18 protein-coding genes are annotated in these 16946 nt (G+C 31.1%); 1 reads left to right on the forward strand and 17 read right to left on the reverse strand.

The window, feature by feature from the left end:
• Positions 1 to 44: 44 nt before the first annotated feature.
• The 14 genes from CLAU_RS06060 to CLAU_RS06125 form a co-directional block, all read right to left on the reverse strand.
• Positions 45 to 563, reverse strand: coding sequence for an adenine phosphoribosyltransferase (locus CLAU_RS06060; protein WP_013240000.1), 519 nt, complete (start codon positions 561 to 563; stop codon positions 45 to 47).
• Positions 564 to 664: 101 nt separating this feature from the next.
• On the reverse strand, positions 665 to 1513 hold the full coding sequence (locus CLAU_RS06065; protein WP_013240001.1) for a DHH family phosphoesterase: 849 nt from the start codon (positions 1511 to 1513) through the stop codon (positions 665 to 667).
• A 158-nt stretch (positions 1514 to 1671) separates the two neighbouring features.
• Positions 1672 to 2547 (reverse strand): protein translocase subunit SecF, encoded by an 876-nt coding sequence (gene secF, locus CLAU_RS06070; RefSeq protein ID WP_013240002.1) that lies wholly within the window; start codon positions 2545 to 2547, stop codon positions 1672 to 1674.
• A gap of 1 nt (position 2548) precedes the next feature.
• Positions 2549 to 3823: a protein translocase subunit SecD gene (gene secD, locus CLAU_RS06075; protein WP_013240003.1), complete on the reverse strand. Its 1275-nt coding sequence runs from the start codon at positions 3821 to 3823 to the stop codon at positions 2549 to 2551.
• Positions 3824 to 3965: 142 nt separating this feature from the next.
• Complete coding sequence (gene scfB / locus CLAU_RS06080) at positions 3966 to 5333, reverse strand: thioether cross-link-forming SCIFF peptide maturase (protein ID WP_023162177.1); 1368 nt, start codon at positions 5331 to 5333, stop codon at positions 3966 to 3968.
• 85 nt (positions 5334 to 5418) lie between these two features.
• Positions 5419 to 5556 (reverse strand): six-cysteine ranthipeptide SCIFF, encoded by a 138-nt coding sequence (gene scfA, locus CLAU_RS06085; protein ID WP_013240005.1) that lies wholly within the window; start codon positions 5554 to 5556, stop codon positions 5419 to 5421.
• Between the two features lie 98 nt (positions 5557 to 5654).
• On the reverse strand, positions 5655 to 6023 hold the full coding sequence (locus tag CLAU_RS06090; RefSeq protein WP_023162178.1) for a TIGR04086 family membrane protein: 369 nt from the start codon (positions 6021 to 6023) through the stop codon (positions 5655 to 5657).
• Between the two features lie 60 nt (positions 6024 to 6083).
• Positions 6084 to 6410 (reverse strand): preprotein translocase subunit YajC, encoded by a 327-nt coding sequence (gene yajC / locus CLAU_RS06095; RefSeq protein ID WP_029169891.1) that lies wholly within the window; start codon positions 6408 to 6410, stop codon positions 6084 to 6086.
• 35 nt (positions 6411 to 6445) lie between these two features.
• Positions 6446 to 7570 carry a tRNA guanosine(34) transglycosylase Tgt gene (gene tgt, locus CLAU_RS06100; protein ID WP_013240008.1) on the reverse strand — a complete coding sequence of 375 codons (1125 nt, stop codon included), beginning with the start codon at positions 7568 to 7570 and terminating at the stop codon, positions 6446 to 6448.
• A 15-nt stretch (positions 7571 to 7585) separates the two neighbouring features.
• Positions 7586 to 8611: a tRNA preQ1(34) S-adenosylmethionine ribosyltransferase-isomerase QueA gene (gene queA, locus CLAU_RS06105; protein WP_023162180.1), complete on the reverse strand. Its 1026-nt coding sequence runs from the start codon at positions 8609 to 8611 to the stop codon at positions 7586 to 7588.
• 28 nt (positions 8612 to 8639) lie between these two features.
• On the reverse strand, positions 8640 to 9686 hold the full coding sequence (ruvB, locus tag CLAU_RS06110) for a Holliday junction branch migration DNA helicase RuvB (protein ID WP_013240010.1): 1047 nt from the start codon (positions 9684 to 9686) through the stop codon (positions 8640 to 8642).
• 13 nt (positions 9687 to 9699) lie between these two features.
• On the reverse strand, positions 9700 to 10296 hold the full coding sequence (gene ruvA / locus CLAU_RS06115; protein ID WP_023162181.1) for a Holliday junction branch migration protein RuvA: 597 nt from the start codon (positions 10294 to 10296) through the stop codon (positions 9700 to 9702).
• A gap of 188 nt (positions 10297 to 10484) precedes the next feature.
• The gene (locus CLAU_RS06120; protein WP_023162182.1) at positions 10485 to 11087 is read right to left on the reverse strand and encodes a hypothetical protein; all 603 of its coding nucleotides are present in this window, start codon (positions 11085 to 11087) and stop codon (positions 10485 to 10487) included.
• Positions 11088 to 11147: 60 nt separating this feature from the next.
• Positions 11148 to 11972, reverse strand: a complete 825-nt coding sequence (locus CLAU_RS06125; RefSeq protein ID WP_023162183.1) for a ComEC/Rec2 family competence protein — start codon at positions 11970 to 11972, stop codon at positions 11148 to 11150.
• Positions 11973 to 12288: 316 nt separating this feature from the next.
• On the opposite strand from CLAU_RS06125, the gene mltG reads away from it, so the two are divergent.
• Positions 12289 to 13083, forward strand: coding sequence for an endolytic transglycosylase MltG (gene mltG / locus CLAU_RS06130; RefSeq protein ID WP_242825685.1), 795 nt, complete (start codon positions 12289 to 12291; stop codon positions 13081 to 13083).
• A 476-nt stretch (positions 13084 to 13559) separates the two neighbouring features.
• Here the strand turns inward: mltG and CLAU_RS06135 are convergent, their stop codons facing one another.
• The 3 genes from CLAU_RS06135 to pdxR form a co-directional block, all read right to left on the reverse strand.
• A complete protein-coding gene (locus CLAU_RS06135; RefSeq protein ID WP_013240015.1) occupies positions 13560 to 14300 on the reverse strand; it encodes a YebC/PmpR family DNA-binding transcriptional regulator in 741 nt (246 codons plus the stop codon).
• Between the two features lie 252 nt (positions 14301 to 14552).
• Positions 14553 to 15197 (reverse strand): YigZ family protein, encoded by a 645-nt coding sequence (locus CLAU_RS06140; protein ID WP_013240016.1) that lies wholly within the window; start codon positions 15195 to 15197, stop codon positions 14553 to 14555.
• Positions 15198 to 15480: 283 nt separating this feature from the next.
• Complete coding sequence (pdxR, locus tag CLAU_RS06145; RefSeq protein WP_023162185.1) at positions 15481 to 16902, reverse strand: MocR-like pyridoxine biosynthesis transcription factor PdxR; 1422 nt, start codon at positions 16900 to 16902, stop codon at positions 15481 to 15483.
• Positions 16903 to 16946: the final 44 nt, after the last annotated feature.

Consider the following 16946-nt stretch of genomic DNA (forward strand, 5'->3'; position numbering starts at 1 on the left):
ATATTATATACTAAAAAAACTTGCAATTTCAAATTTTATATATCCTAAACATTATATTTAGTAAGAGAAATTACATCATAGCCTTCTAATTTTTCCCTGCCTTTTAAATCCGTCAATTCTATAACAAATCCTATAGTAACAACTTCCCCACCTGCTTGTTCTATAAGTTTCACCACAGAAGCAGTAGTGCCACCTGTTGCAAGCAAGTCATCAATTATTACCACTCTATCTCCCTTTTTTATTGCATCTTTGTGCATTTCAAGTATATCACTGCCATATTCTAAGTCATAACTAACACTAAAAGTATCATAAGGCAACTTTCCCTTTTTTCTTATAGGAACGAAACCTGCACCTATGGCATAGGCTATAGGTGCTCCAAATAAAAATCCTCTTGCTTCAGGCCCTACTACTACGTCAATATGTTTATTTTTTAAATATCTAGCTATTTTATTTACTGTATGCTTAAAAGCTGTTTTATCCTGCAGCAAAGTAGTTATATCTTTAAAACTTATTCCTTCCTTTGGAAACCCATCTATTACTCTTATTTTATCTTTTAAATCCACCTGTAATCCCCCCTAAAAATAACTTAATCATTCCAATAGAAACCTACTTTACAATTATATATTAAATATTGATACATATTCAAGTTTAAGATATTTTACCTTTATATAATCTCATTTTTCAAATATTTAGCTATTTGTTCTGCCCTATCCATATTTTCAGTTATAAAAAGCTCTACTGCAATCCTTGCATTATCTATATATCTCTTGTTCTTAATTGAGCACATCATTTTATTTGACAATTCACGTACATTCTCTATATTCACACTAGAAATATCATTCACTTTAAGTAGTGCCCTTACTCCATAATTATTTGTACATTTTAAATAATACATACCTTCATTTACCATTATCTTATTTTCACCAGTTATATCAATTCCCCGAGAAAAAATACCTAAAGCTACAAGATCTAAATACTTACTTATGTACTTCATATCATAATACATTGATATAGCCTGAGATAACTTAAAGGTAACACCTACCGCTGTTAAATCTTTAAATGGATATGTACACTGCTTCTGATTGGGATTTACAATAATGGCTTTCGGCAAAATTTCCCCAGATTTATGGTAATCTGTTATTATAACATCAATACCCAAAGTTTTGCATAACTCTATCTGTGAAACGCTTTGAATTCCACAGCCAGCTGTTATTATAACCTTTGCACCTAAAAATTTTATGTGGTTTTTTATTATATCTGACTTTATACTATAATCATTAATTTTATCAGAGATAAAATATTCTACATCTGCATTTAAATATTTTAACACTAATAACATAAGTGACACCGAAGTTATACCATCCAAGTCACATGTACCATAAATTACAATTTTTTCTCTCTCATTTACTGCTTTTATTATTCTTTTTAAAGCTTTCTCCATATCCTTTAAAAGAAAAGGGTTATTCATACCTAAAAAATTAAAATCCTGTATATTATCTTTTTGCCTCTCCATAATAAAATCCTCCAAATTTATCGAAAGCACTTATATTATAAATGATATTGTCTTCTATTACAAATACATTATAGTTAGATTATGTGCAATAAAAAAATCCAGAGTACCAATATACTCTAGATTTTTTATTTTATCATATTTAATGTATATTTTATAGCTTATTCACTTACTGTATGCAACTTTTTTTTATTTCGAAGCATATGTTTCTTTATAATTACCCAACATGGACTAGCTATGCATATAGAAGAGTAACATCCTGTAATTATTCCTATAAGTATCGGTTCTGAGAAAACTCTTACAGAAGGTACTAAAACATATACTGCTGTCAATGTTATTACAACAGTCAATACTGTATTTATAGATCTTGCCAATGTCTGAGTTACACTGGCATCTGCAACTACTATAGGTTCCTGTCCTCTCATGTATTTTTGATTTTCTCTTATTCTATCAAAAACAACTATGGTATCATGGACAGAATAACCTATAACCGTAAGGGCTGCTGCTATAAAGTTAGAGTCTATAGGTACTCTAAGTACTGCGTATACAGAAAGCATTACAAGCACATTATGAGTTAATGATATAATAGCTGCTATACCAAAACTTAACTCAAACCTTATACCTATATATATAAACATAGCTATAATTGCCACTATAACAGCTTGCAGAGCTTTGGTCCTTGTTTCTTGGCCTATAACCGCACCTATATTTTCTTGATTCGTCAAACTACTTTTTTTATACTTTGCCTTTACAGCTTTTACAATATTACTAACATCATTATTGCTTAAAGTAGCAGCCTTTATAGATATAGACTTATTATCTACTTTATTGGATTGAAAATCACCGGAGTATTTCTTTACTATATTATCTACGTCCTGTTTATTAAAATCCTGACCCACATTTATTTCAACTACTGTACCACCTTTAAAATCCAGTCCATATTCAAGACCTTTAGTAGCCATAGTAAATATTCCAATAGCAATTATTATAAGGGATATAGTAAACCATATTTTTCTTTTTTCAATAATCTTATACATATTACTTTACTACCCCCTTTCTAAAGTCATGCACACCAAAGGTTCCAATTGTCTCCTTATGGTTAAACCAACCCATATTAGCTAGTAACTTCATAAGAGTTCTAGTTACCGTTATAGCCGTAAACATACTCAAAATTGTACCTATAATAAGGGTAAGTGCAAATCCTTTTACAGAACCTGTACCAATATTATAAAGGACACATCCTGAAATAATAGTAGTTATATTTGAATCCAGTATTGAAGTCATGGCTCTTCTAAATCCCGCATCTACAGAGGCCCTAATGGATTTACCGCTTTTAAGCTCCTCTTTAGTTCTCTCAAATATAAGTATATTGGCATCTACTGCCATACCTACTGTTAACAAAAACGCTGCAATACCAGCTAATGTCAAAGTTACATTTACGTTGGCAAAAGCTGCTAAAACTATATATACATATAGTACAAGTGCTATATCTGCAACAAGTCCAGGTAATCTATAATATAAAAGCATAAATATCATTACTAACCCTATACCTATTTTACCTGCCAATATACTAAGTGGAAGTGCATTTGCACCAAGAGAAGCTCCTACAGTTTTAACCTGTACTGGTTTTACTGTAACTGGAAGTGCACCTGATTTTATCAAATTTGCCTTTGTTTGAGCCTCTTTCATAGTCATGTGACCGCTTATAATAGCCCTACCATCAGTTATGTGTGCATCTACCTGCGGATCTGATAGTTTATCCTTATCTAAGTAAATGGTAATTTTTTGCCCCATAAATTTTTGAGTGGCATCTGCAAACTTCTGAGCACCTGATTGATTTAGCTCCAGATTTATTACACCTTGGCTGCCATTTTGAGGGTCAATAGAAGCTGTGGCATTTTTTACATCCTTACCTGTAAGTATAGTTTTGTTGTCTGGTCCAACAAACTTAAGATCACCAGTTTTTGCTACACCATCTACTACTTCTTTTGCATCAAATTTTCCAGGTATATCAATTCTTATCCTGTCTTTTCCTTCTCTTACAGTCGTAGTTTCACTTACTCCTAACTTGTTAACCCTTTGTGAGATCATGTCTACAGTTCTATTTACAGTATCTTGATCCACATTTTTAGACTGTATTTCTTCAAGTACAGAAACTCCACCTTGAAGATCAAGTCCTTTATTTATTACTTGGCTAAATGGCTTTAATTTATATCCACCAAAAGTTACTCCATATGCTCCCGTATAAGCTAAAAAGCCTATTAAAATTATGCATAGAAAGAAAACTACGGTACTTTTCGCCTTAGATTTCATTTTTATCCTCCTTCGTCAATAACCAACTACCTCTTATCCTCACCTATTTACATTAGCAATTATATTACTTAAGAAAAACACCGTCAATACACATATTACAAATAAAGTAATATGATGTATTAAGTTTTTGTAAATGTTATTACTATTTTTTCAAAATTCTACTTTTAAGTGCAATGGCACACTCAATTCTCTTTTTCTGCATTTTGCATCCAAGACTGTAAGGTATGTTCATATCCTTATTGAAATTGTAATTATTAGCCTGACATCCGCCGCTGCAGTAAAATCTTGCCCAACATTTCTTACATTCAGGTTTGTTATATATGTGGGCAGCCTTAAATTGTTTAGAAATATCCTGCCTTAGGTTATCAATATCACTTAAATTTCCCATTTTAAAAGCTTCATTACCTACAAATTGATGACAAGGATATATATCTCCATCTGGTGTTATAGCTACATACTCATGTCCTGCCCCACATCCTGATATTCTTTTATATACACAAGGACCGCCTGCAATGTCTATATTAAAATGGTAAAACTTAAACTTTCCTCCTTCCTTGTTTCTTCTAATCATTTCCTCATATAATTTATCATATTGTTCATAAATAATCGGAAGGTCTTCTTCTCTAAGAGACAATGGATCATCCTCCGGAAGTACTACGGGTTCTACAGATATTTCATCAAATCCCTGATCTGCAAGATATTTTATATCTTCGAAGAAATCAATATTATTTCTAGTAAAAGTTCCTCTAGCATAGTATTGCTTAGACTTGTCCCTTATTTTTACCATCTTTTTTATTTTAGGAAGTATAGAGTCAAAACTTCCTGTACCATCAACCCTAACTCTTACTTTGTCATTTACTTCTTTTCTTCCATCAATACTTAGTACTATATTTCCCATGTTTTTATCAAGATAATCCATTATCTCATCATTTAACAGGGTAGCATTGGTAGTCATTGTAAATCTTATATTTTTGTTGTGCAGCTTTTCCTGCTTCTTAGCATACTCTACGATTTCCTTTACTGCATCAAAGGCCATAAGTGGTTCTCCACCAAACAAATCAACCTCTATATTCTTCCTAGGTCCCGATTTTTCTATAACAAAATCAATAGCCTTTTTTCCTATTTTTGCAGACATGAGTTTTCTGCGTCCTTTATACTCACCTTCATCTGCAAAACAATATTTGCATCTCAAATTACAATCATGGGCAATATTAAGGCATAATGCTTTTATAAATGAAGGTTCACTCTCATGCTTTTTTGCAATTCCTTCATATAAATCTTTAGAATACAACATTTCTTTTTCAATTAGCTGTTGTATCTCACCATAAGCCTCCACAACTTCTTCTCTTTTATATTTATCATTAAGAAGTTCTACCACTTTTTCAAGTTCTGGCAGTCCTTCATCATCTAAAATATCATATACTAGTTCATCAATTTCATGAAGTGCACCAGAGTTTACATCTATAACATATCTATATCCACCCTGGACAAATTTATGAATATTAGCCAAATTGTTCTCCTCCTAATAAAAGTGTATAATTTTTCATTATATAAATTTTAGGCAGTAACTATTTTGTTACTGCCTAAAATTTATATTAGTTTTCACAAGCTAAATTGGCAACTGTGCAAGAAGTTTTACATGCTGATTGACATGAATTAGCACATTCCTTACATCCTGGTTTTTTTAAACTTTCTTTTATATTAGCATTATTTAAAGTTTTTATATGCTTCATTCTCTAAGCTCCTCCAATTAATAAAGTTATCTGTTTGATTATAACATAAAGCTATAATAAAATAAAGTTGTCCATTAAATACGAAGTCTAAGAGATTCTCATAAGTTAATTGCGATCATACCTGATAAAGCTCCTACTATAAGGTCAAGTAGCAATCGTTTTACTCCATAGGAACTTATAGCTGCAGAGTTTCCAGAAATTATAGAAACTACATACAGTATAAGCAAATATAAAAGAGTTACTCCAATACCCACAAGCCATCCTTTTTTACCTATTCTTCGCACTGCATAAATAACTCCATACATTATACTAAGTATGTTTGTAATAACGTAAAATATGTACCTTACTCTTGAACCTATATCTATAAAAGTCATTATAACTGCAAAAATTAAAAGTAAAATAACTGTAATTATAAAACCTCTAAGAACTCCTTCCACTGCAGAAAGGTAATTACTACCTTTTTCCAAATTAAAGCACCTCCCATCTAATAGTATTTATGTAGATAAAAGGTGCTTTATACCTAATTTCTAAACTTCTTTTTTTTCTTCCTTTTTTTCCTCTATTTTCTTAGAAGAACTTTCTTGACTTTTAGGTTCAGATAGAATATTTAGTACTCCTGTTTTATCTAACTTTATTCTTACTCTATCCGGTCCTGTTTGAATAGTTATATTTCTGTCCTGGATATTTACAACTTTTCCTATTATGCCACCCTTAGTCATAACTTCATCATTAACCTTAAGGCTTTCAAGCATTGCATTATATTTCTTTTTTCTCTTGCTTTCTGGTAGAAATATAAGTAAATAAAAGATTACTACTATAAATAAAAGTGGTACTAATCTAACCAATGAATCCAATTTTTTCACCTCCTTTTTTTAACAGAGTTTTAATTTTATTGATTCCATTGTTCAAGCTTTTCCTTTTTATATTTAGGGAAATAGTCTCCATCAATAGAATCTCTTATTTCTTTCATTAAATTATTATAAAAATACAAATTATGAAGCACACATAACCTCATAGCAAGCATTTCTTTTGCCTTAAACAAATGTCTTATATATGCCCTAGTGTAATTTTTACAAGTAGGACACTGGCATCCTCTGTCTATAGGGGAATCATCCAGCTGATATTTAGCATTTAAAAGATTTATTTCTCCCTCTGATGTAAATACATGAGAATGCCTTCCATTCCTAGCAGGAAGTACACAATCAAAGAAATCTACTCCTCTTTCTACTGCTTCAAGTATGTTTGCTGGGGTTCCAACTCCCATCAAATATATAGGCTTATCCTGTGGAAGGTGAGGAACTACTTTTTCTATAATTCTATACATTTCCTCATGAGTTTCCCCTACAGCTAAACCCCCAATAGCATATCCGTCTAAATTCATCTCACTTATTATTTTAGCGTGCTCTATTCTTATATCATCGTAGACACCGCCCTGGTTTATACCAAACAGCATCTGCTTATTATTTATAGTATCTGGCAAAGAATTCAATCTATCCATTTCAACTTTACATCTTTTGAGCCATCTTGTGGTTCTTTCAACAGAACGCTGAACATAATCTTTGGGAGACGGATTTTCTATGCACTCGTCAAAAGCCATAGCTACAGTAGATGCCAAATTACTTTGAATTTGCATACTCTCTTCAGGTCCCATAAATATTTTACTTCCATCTATGTGTGAATTAAAATATACTCCCTCTTCTTTTATCTTTCTAATCTTTGACAGAGAAAACACCTGAAATCCTCCAGAATCAGTTAAAATAGGTCTATCCCAATTCATAAATTTATGTAATCCACCAAGTTTTCTTATTATCTTATCTCCAGGTCTTAAGCTTAAATGATAAGTATTTGAAAGTTCCACCTGGCATCCAATTTCTTTTAAATCGCAGGTAGAAACTGCTCCTTTTATAGCTGCCAAGGTACCTACATTCATAAAAACTGGAGTTTGAACTACTCCGTGAGGTGTAGTAAATTCACCTCTTCTAGCACTTCCCTGTTTCTTTAGTAATTTATACATTCAAACACCTCAAATCTATTTTAAGAACATAGCATCTCCAAAGCTAAAAAATCTATATTTTTCTTTAACTGCACAGTTATATGCATTTAGTATTTTTTCTCTTCCACAAAGCGCACTTACAAGCATTATGAGTGTAGACTGGGGTAAATGAAAATTTGTTATAAGTTTATCTACTACTTTATATTTATATCCAGGATATATAAATATATCCGTCCAACCAGACTGTTCCCTAACTTTTCCGTTTTCATCTCCAATGGTTTCAAGTGTTCTACAGGAAGTAGTCCCCACTGCAATTATGCTTCCTCCTTTTTCCCTGGTTTCATTTATCATATCTGCAGTTTCTTTTGTCATACAGTAATACTCTGAATGCATATTATGTTCTTCTATATTTTCAACCTTTACAGGTCTAAAAGTTCCAAGTCCAACATGTAAAGTCAAGAACGCAAGTTTTATCCCTTTATCCTCTATTTTTTTCAGCAATTCCTTAGTAAAATGAAGACCTGCTGTAGGGGCTGCTGCAGAACCCTCTTCTTTAGAATACACTGTCTGATACATTTCCTTGTCCTCTAATTTTTCTTTTATATATGGAGGCAGAGGCATTTGACCTAGCCTATCTAGTACTTCTTCAAATATTCCTTCATATTCAAACTTAACAATTCGATTTCCATCTTCTTTCACTGAAACTATTTCTGCCTTAAGTTCTCCATCTCCAAAGTCAAACCTACTTCCTACCTTAGCTCTTTTTCCAGGCTTAACTAAAGTTTCCCAGGTGTCATCTGCATTTCTCTTTAGAAGTAAAATTTCCATTTTACCACCACTGCCTTCTTTTGAACCTATAAGCCTTGCTGGCAAAACTCTAGTATCGTTTAATACAAGGCAGTCACCTGGATTCAAATAATCCAATATATCTTTAAATACCTTATGCTCTATATCACCAGTTTTTTTATCAAGCACCATAAGCCTAGCTTCATCCCTTTGCATTAAAGGATGCTGTGCAATTAATTCCTCTGGTAAATAAAAATCAAAATCTGTAACTTTCAATATTTTCACTCCATTCATCTTGTGTAAATCACATTTTGTCGTCGAACAATGAAGACTGGTTAAAATTTTTTTTAGAATTTATACTTCTCTTTCTGTTAAAATGTCTATAAGCACTGTCCGATGCCACTCTACCTCTTGGGGTTCTTATTATAAAACCTTTTTGGAGTAGATAAGGCTCATACACATCTTGTATAGTATCTAACTCTTCTCCTATAAAATAGGCTAAGGTTTCTATCCCCACAGGTCCTCCATTAAAATTATCAATTATAGCTTTTAATATTTTATTGTCTATGCTATCAAAACCTTCGTTATCAACTTCCATCAATTCAAGAGCTGCTTGACTCGTTTTAACGTCTATTATACCATTTCCCTTAACCTCGGAATAATCTCTAACTCTTTTTAATAATCTGTTTGCAATTCTAGGTGTTCCCCTGGACCTTTTTCCTATTTCAAAAGCTGCATCCGTTTCTATTTTTACTTTAAGTATATCAGCTGATCTTACTATGATTTCACTGAGTTCATCTTCTCTATAAAACTCCATAGGACATAGTACTCCAAACCTATCCCTTAGTGGCGCTGTTAAAAGTCCCACCCTTGTAGTAGCACCTATCAAAGTGAATTTAGGTAGGTCCAATCTTATAGACTTTGCTGCAGCTCCCTTTCCTATAACTATATCTAGTGCATAATCCTCCATAGCAGGATATAATATTTCCTCTACACTTCTATTTAACCTGTGTATTTCATCTATAAAAAGTACATCCATATCATTTAAACTGGTAAGTATTGCAGCCAGGTCTCCTGCCCTTTCTATAGCTGGTCCAGAAGTAATTTTTAGGTTTCCTCCCATTTCCACAGCAATTATATTAGCAAGAGTAGTTTTTCCAAGACCTGGTGGTCCATAAAGAAGTACATGATCTAGTGCTTCCTTCCTATTTCTAGCAGCCTCTATAAATATCTTTAGTTTATCTTTTACCTTTTTCTGCCCTATATATTCATTGAGTCTCTTAGGTCTCAAACTATACTCATTTTCTGTATCCTCTTTAATGTTAAGGGGGGTAACTATTCTATCTTCCATACTATCACCTAACCTAATTCATTAAAAATTTAAGAGCTTTCTTTATCATATCCTCAGTAGAACTTTCTTTTGTTTTATCTATGGAAGCTAAGGCTTTATTTCCTTCCTTTTCCGAATATCCAAGTGCTATAAGAGCCTCCAAGACCTCAGAAGTATTTTGAGTTGCATTTATATTGTCAATATCATCCTCACTATTCGTAAGTTCACCTACATCTATCTTGTCTTTAAGTTCAAGTATGATTCTTTGGGCAGTTTTCTTACCTATTCCAGGTGCCCTTACCAAATTTTTTTCATCTTCAGATATTATAGCATATTTCAAATTATTTACGTCACTTATGGATAAAATCGAAAGTGCTGCTCTTGCCCCTATACCATTTATAGTAAGTAAAAGGTTAAACATACTCAATTCTTCTTTAGTTAAAAAGCCATACAATCCTATAAAATCTTCTCTCACTATCTGCTGCAAATACAACACTATATTTTTTCCTACCTTTGGAGTTTTTGCAATCGTACTGCCAGATGTATTTATTTTATAGCCAATTCCATTATTCTCAACTACTATATAATCTTTATTTACACCTTTATATATTCCCTTTATGTATTCATACATCTAAAATTCCTCCAAAATATCGAGACTTATTAAAATTAAGCAAAGCGTTATATTGTAACATATAATACTTTATCATTTTAAGTACTTTAGTTCAAGTACTGCAATTCACAATATGGAATTTGTTAAATAACAAATAATGATACTTTTTTCACTAACGTCAAAAAATATAGAAAAAGCCTCAAAGGCTATTATTCATAGTCTTCAAGGCGTGATTCTGCTTCATCTCTTGTATTACACTCAAAGTATTTATCTCCCTTAGTTAAAAGCCTTATATCTTCTTCTTTTAATTTGCTTGTCTTTATATCAGTTACATCTCTCTTTTCATTTTCTATAAACATATTCCCCTGATTGTCTGTCTTATATATAGCAATTAGACCATTCTTTATTCCAAGTACATATTTATTAGGCTCATATTTATCCACTTCTTTTACAAGTACTACTTCTTTTGTACCGAACTTATTAACCTTATATCCAGCAGTCTTGTATATATTTTCAACTTCATTTTTGCTTTTACCTGCTAATTTTCCAGCCAATTCTTCTTTTTCCGTCTTAAGTTCTCCACTTTTATTATATTTTATTTTAAATATAATTTTAGCTTTTTCAGGAACAGTTGTACTTATATTAGAATTTGTGTTTACAGTGTCATAAGTTTTATTTCCTTGTCTAACCTGTTTTATTTCTCTATTCATATTTACATTTTGAAATCCAACTACACATATGTAACAACTTAAACCTAAAATTAAAATAGTAAATATAACCAATACTACTGTACGAACTTTTCTATTATCCATAATATCCCTCCTTTTTGAATATTATGGACACTTATCCTAATTATATACACTATATTAGGATTATTTTAATTTTATAGTAGTATTATTTCTATCGGAAAATAGAATTTTATTTTTAATCACAATATTTCCCTGTCTGTCACTTCTCCATACTACAATCCCTTTACTTGCTAACCTTTTTTCAACTCGTTTATCTGGTGTATTTATTCCATCACTAGTTACAATTGCTACTTTAGGTTGTATCTTATTTAAAAATTCTACCATTGTGCTGGTATTAAGACCATGGTGCGGTACCTTTAGTACATCACATTTTTTTAGCTGTTTTGTCCTTATCATGTCATTTTCTTCTCTTTTTTCACAATCTCCCGCAAATAGATAATTCAAACCTCCTATTTTACCTTGAAGTACAATTGAATTGTTGTTCTCTACACTACCATCTTTATAGATAGGCCCAACAGCTTTAAGATTCACACCATAATGTTTCACACTCCAGCCTTTTCCTATGTATTCCACAGATACTCCCATTTTAAGCAATTTATCTGCTATAGAATATTTAATATTATTTTCATAGTCAGGTAAATATACTTTATGAGCCTTTGTCGACTTAGCTATATTATATATGCCATCATAATGATCATCATGATAATGAGTTAATATTATACCTTCTATTTTATTTACATTATTTGAATTTAAATATTTTATAACCCTATTAGTATAATATGCAGCTCCTGAATCTATTAAATAATTTTTATTACCTAATTTTATTAAAGTACAATCCCCTTGGCCTACATCTATAAAATGTACTTCACAAATACCATATTTAGCAAAAGTACTATTGCCCATGAACATTATAACAATAACTACTATAACAATTAATTTTTTCTTCAAATTAATACAAGCCTCCATCCATTAGGCATTTGAAAAAATAGGGCAGTATACTGACTAGTTATTTCTTTGAAAATGCCTTAATTACTATATTTATTTTTTGTATAAAAATCAGTTATATTCTAAAATTTCACAAAAAATAATCTAAGGTATATAAAAGAAAATAATCAGTAAAATATACTAGCATACTGACTAGTTATTTTTTTAATATGCCTGAGTAAAATATGGTATACTAATAATAAAAATATTTAAACAATAAAAAGGAGTGAAGTTGTTCTTATTAACCTAATAATTCATGGTTGATATAGACATTATAATTATGAAACTTAGAAAAATCATATCTATATTCGTTGTTATCGTTTTAGCATTATACGGTTCATTTTATGTAAGGAATAAATTAATTAATAGGCATAATAGAGTTAACAGAGCTGTAGTAAAAGTTGTTATACCTGAAGGATATACAAATGAACAAATAGGAAAGACATTAGAGAAATCAGGATTAGTTACAGAAAAAGATTTTATGAATACAGCAGAAAACTGGTCAGATAACAATTACTGGTTTTTAAAAGGTCTTCCTCAGGACAAGCATAAGCTAGACGGTTTTTTATATCCTGCTACATATACTTTTGAAAAAAACACATCAAGTAAAGAAATCATAAATGAAATGCTTAGAACTTTTGAAACAAATATAGAACCAAGTAAAAGTTATATAACTAAAAATAATTTAAGCATAAGAAATGTTATAATAACAGCTTCTCTAATAGAAAAAGAAGCGCGAAAAGATGTGGACAGGCCAAAGATAGCCAGTGTTATTTACAATAGATTAAATAAAAATATGCCCTTACAAATAGATGCAACTATTCTCTACATAATAGGACATAAAGATAAAGTATATAATAGGGATTTAACTGTAAAATCTCCTTATAATACCTACTTAAATAAAGGATTGCCGCCATCTCCAATATGTAATCCAGGAACAAAATCCATAAATGCTGCAATGCATCCTGAAAGAACTAATTACCTTTATTATGTACTGGACACTAAAACCAATACACATGTATTTGCAGAAACCTATGCCCAGCATATTAAGAATGTGTCTTTATATGGAAAGTAAAAAAGTTTTTTCTTGAATAACATTTATATTCGAGAACGTTCCTAGATTTGTGTAAATCAAATCTAGGAACGTTCTCTAAGGGTTATCAACAAACATGCCTGAATATTGCTGCATTTCAGTTAACACAGTATCTAATTTTCCTTTATAAAATCTGCATATTCGTCCATGGGTGAACCTCCTTAAAAATCATTGTACCTAAAAGACTCCGCCACACTTTTCCTACTATTTGTCAAGTCTTTTTAAAGATTTTGATAAAAATTATTATATAAAAAAGAACAGGTATGTATTTTTTAACACACTCTGTTCCATAACTATAATATTTATTTCTTAACTTAATAACATTGCTCCTCATGTAAACTTTTTATATTCATATGAAAAATGGTTGTCATAATCAATAAGTATTAAAACTTAAATGTTTATCTGCGGTAATGACAAACATTCAAGTTTTTGCTATATGTAAAACTACTTGAAATCTTTTATCCTTCAAATTCTTCAGGGAATTCAGCATTGTGATAAACGTCCTGAACATCGTCATCGTCCTCAAGTTTATCTATAAGTCTTTGAACCTTTCCTGCAGTTTCCATATCAACAGCTACAGTATTGTCTGGTATCATTGTAATATCTGCAGACAGGAATTCAAAACCCTGTTCCTCTAGTTTTTCCCTTACTGTACCAAAGTCTTCTACAGTAGTAATTACCTCAAAGACTTCTTCTTCAGCAATAAAATCTTCAGCACCTGCATCTAATACCTGCATCATTATTTCGTCTTCATCCATGTCTTCTTTTCTCTCTATTACTATCTGGCCTTTGGCCTGGAACATCCATCCTACACAGCCGTTAGCACCTAAATTACCACCATGTCTTGAAAATGCTGCCCTTACATTGCTAGCACTTCTATTTTTATTATCAGTTAAAGCTTTTACTATCATAGCAACTCCGCTTGGTCCATAACCTTCATAGGATATTTCTTCGTAGTTTACTCCTGTAAGTTCTCCTGAACCCTTTTTAATTGCCCTCTGTACTGTATCCTGAGGCATATTATTTGCCTTAGCTTTTGCTATAACATCTCTTAATTTTGAATTGGAATCTGGATTTGATCCGCCTTCTTTAGCAGCGATTGCCAGTTCCTTACCTATTTTAGTAAATATCTTGCCTCTTTTTGCATCTGCTTTACCTTTTTTTGCTTGTATATTATGCCATTTTGAATGTCCTGACATACAAATTTCCCCCTAACTTACGGTTATAATTATTTATATTAATTATGCAAATTGTATTATATCATATAAAAGCTGTTAAACACAAATGTACCCTACCTATAATTAATCATTTAAGAATTGAATATTGCAAAGTTTTTAAAAGTTTAAAGCTGAAATATCAAAGTTAGATAATGATGACTTCTTTCATACCTCAGGAAATCTATAATTTTAATATTTTCTGACGTTAGGAGGAAAATTATCATTATCTGCTATTTATTCTTTGATAAGCCTTGTATCAATCTTAAAATAAAATTCCTCATCTCCAACTATCACTTCACATTTCCCATTTGTCAGTTCTATAATCTCATTTATTAATTTATCTACATCTTCCGAAATATAGTTTATCGACACACAAATTTTTTCCGTATAGTCTATATTCTCTATATGAATCGACTTTTGTTCAAACATATATTGTAATTTTCCCAAAGTATCATACTCTATAAATATATCTAACTGACATCCTTTTACTTTTTCCACTATTCCAGATTCATCAATTGAGAGAGCAGCAGACTTTGTGTAAGCCTTTACTAATCCTCCTTTACCTAGAAGTGTTCCTCCAAAATATCTAGTAACTACTATTACCACATCTGTTATTCCCTTTTTCTTTATGACATCTAGTACTGGTATTCCTGCAGTTCCTTGAGGTTCTCCATCATCGCTGTATCTTTGTATATTCATTTTTTCTCCAATTACATAAGCATATACGTTATGTGTTGCTTTAATATTCTTTTCCTTTACTTTACTTATAAATTTTTTAGCCTCGTTTTCAGTATAAACTCTTTTTATACTTCCTATAAATATAGACTTTTTTTCCTCAAATTGACAACTAGCTTCATCCTTTACTGTAAAGTAACTCACAGATAACCCACCTTTCAAAATATCCCTCTAAACTATTTTAATATATACTATAAACAGAGTTCTTGGCATCAGATGGAGTTTTAACTCCATCTGATGCTTATTAACAGCCTTCTTAGTGCTTCAGCACTCAGAAGGCGTTATCCTTTAGGGAAAATCGTTATCCAGGGACGTAGCCGCTCTTTACTCACACTTGAAGAAAAGCAGATATCCCAAATCTTTGATTTGGTGATAGTCGCTTTCACAGAGTGCGTGGGAGTATTAGTGCGGGTAGTCATCGGACAAATTACATAATTATAAGTTCACTTAATATTTGAATTCCACTTTCTATATTTTTTTCATCCACATGTGAAAAACCAATTTTAAAGTACTTTTTACCTTCTGAAGGTACTTTATAAAACAACGTACCTGGTGTAATTAAAACTCTTCTATTTTTTGATTTTCTAAAAAGCTCTATAGAATCTATAACTATGTTCTGGTTTATTTTTAAATAAAAATGAAGTCCTCCACCTGGTTCTACAAACTCTACTTGATTTTTTAAATATTTATCTATACATTTTTTCATATATACATATCTTCTTTTATAGACTACATTTAAATCATTTATATAACTTCGCCACAAGCCTTTTCTTATATATAAATCCAGAGCCCTTTGCATAAGACTGGATGTAGATATATCTGTATTTATTTTTGAATTTTGAATGCTTTCTTTAAATTTCTTAGGAGGTATCAAATATCCAATTCGTATTCCTGGCAAAAATATTTTTGAAAAGCTTTTTATATAAACAACCCTGTCACTACTATCTAAGCTTTTAAAACTACTATATTTTATACTATCATCATAAATTAACTCTGAAAGATAATCATCTTCTATTATATAAAAATCATATATATCGGCTAATCTGAGTATTTGCCTTTTCTTTTCATTGCTATAGCTTATCCCAGTAGGATTTTGAAAATAACTCATTGTATAAAAACATTTCACTTTGTTTTTTTTAAGTATTTTTTCAAGGTTGTCTATATTAATTCCATCTTTTTCAATAGGAGTTTCGATTATTTCAGTTCTTCTCCATTTAAATACAGATAGTGCCCCACTATATGTTGGTTTTTCAACTATTACAGTATCATTTGTATTTAAAATAGCCTTTGAAACCACATCTATACCTTGCTGCGCTCCTGAAACTATAAGTATATCATCCTTATCTATGTTTCCATTCCAGAACACATCACTTATACTATTTCTGAGTCCATCATATCCGAGGGATTCTTGACATATCAAAGCCGATGAGCCATCCCTATCCAGAACCTCATTTAAAACACTTTTAAAGAAACTTATCTGAAAAAATTCACCACTTGGAGTTTCTCCGGTAAAATCTATATAATTTTTTACTTCATCGCTAGATATCTTCTTCAGAACCTTTGAGTATTCTCTACTAAAGTTCTTATTTATATCCCTCTTTTTAGCATAAGTTCCACTGCCAATTTTTTGAGCAGCATAGCCTTCAGCTTGAAGCCTTTTATATGCATTTACCACAGTGATTTTATTTACATTTAAAAATTCTGCCATTTCTCTTATAGAAGGTAGTTTCTCCCCGTCTTCAATTTTATTTGTATCTATCAATTTTTTTATATGTTTTTCTATTAATAGATATTTAACAGTTTCTTCTCTATTTAGATTCACAAAATATTTATTAGAAATAAAATTCACTTCCCTGCTATAATTTACAATAGATAATTGACAGTTGTCAATTG

It is taken from the genome of Clostridium autoethanogenum DSM 10061, assembly GCF_001484725.1.
Classification (GTDB): Bacteria; Bacillota; Clostridia; order Clostridiales; family Clostridiaceae; genus Clostridium_B; species Clostridium_B ljungdahlii.

Bases quoted from the DNA above. Each gene is read 5' to 3' on its own strand.
- CLAU_RS06065 (WP_013240001.1), bottom strand. From the start codon at position 1,513: ATGGAGAGGCAAAAAGATAATATACAGGATTTTAATTTTTTAGGTATG.
- secF (WP_013240002.1), bottom strand. From the start codon at position 2,547: ATGTATAAGATTATTGAAAAAAGAAAAATATGGTTTACTATATCCCTT.
- secD (WP_013240003.1), bottom strand. From the start codon at position 3,823: ATGAAATCTAAGGCGAAAAGTACCGTAGTTTTCTTTCTATGCATAATT.
- scfA (WP_013240005.1), bottom strand. From the start codon at position 5,556: ATGAAGCATATAAAAACTTTAAATAATGCTAATATAAAAGAAAGTTTA.
- tgt (WP_013240008.1), bottom strand. From the start codon at position 7,570: ATGTATAAATTACTAAAGAAACAGGGAAGTGCTAGAAGAGGTGAATTT.
- ruvB (WP_013240010.1), bottom strand. From the start codon at position 9,686: ATGGAAGATAGAATAGTTACCCCCCTTAACATTAAAGAGGATACAGAA.
- ruvA (WP_023162181.1), bottom strand. From the start codon at position 10,296: ATGTATGAATACATAAAGGGAATATATAAAGGTGTAAATAAAGATTAT.
- CLAU_RS06120 (WP_023162182.1), bottom strand. From the start codon at position 11,087: ATGGATAATAGAAAAGTTCGTACAGTAGTATTGGTTATATTTACTATT.
- mltG (WP_242825685.1), top strand. From the start codon at position 12,289: ATGAAACTTAGAAAAATCATATCTATATTCGTTGTTATCGTTTTAGCA.
- CLAU_RS06135 (WP_013240015.1), bottom strand. From the start codon at position 14,300: ATGTCAGGACATTCAAAATGGCATAATATACAAGCAAAAAAAGGTAAA.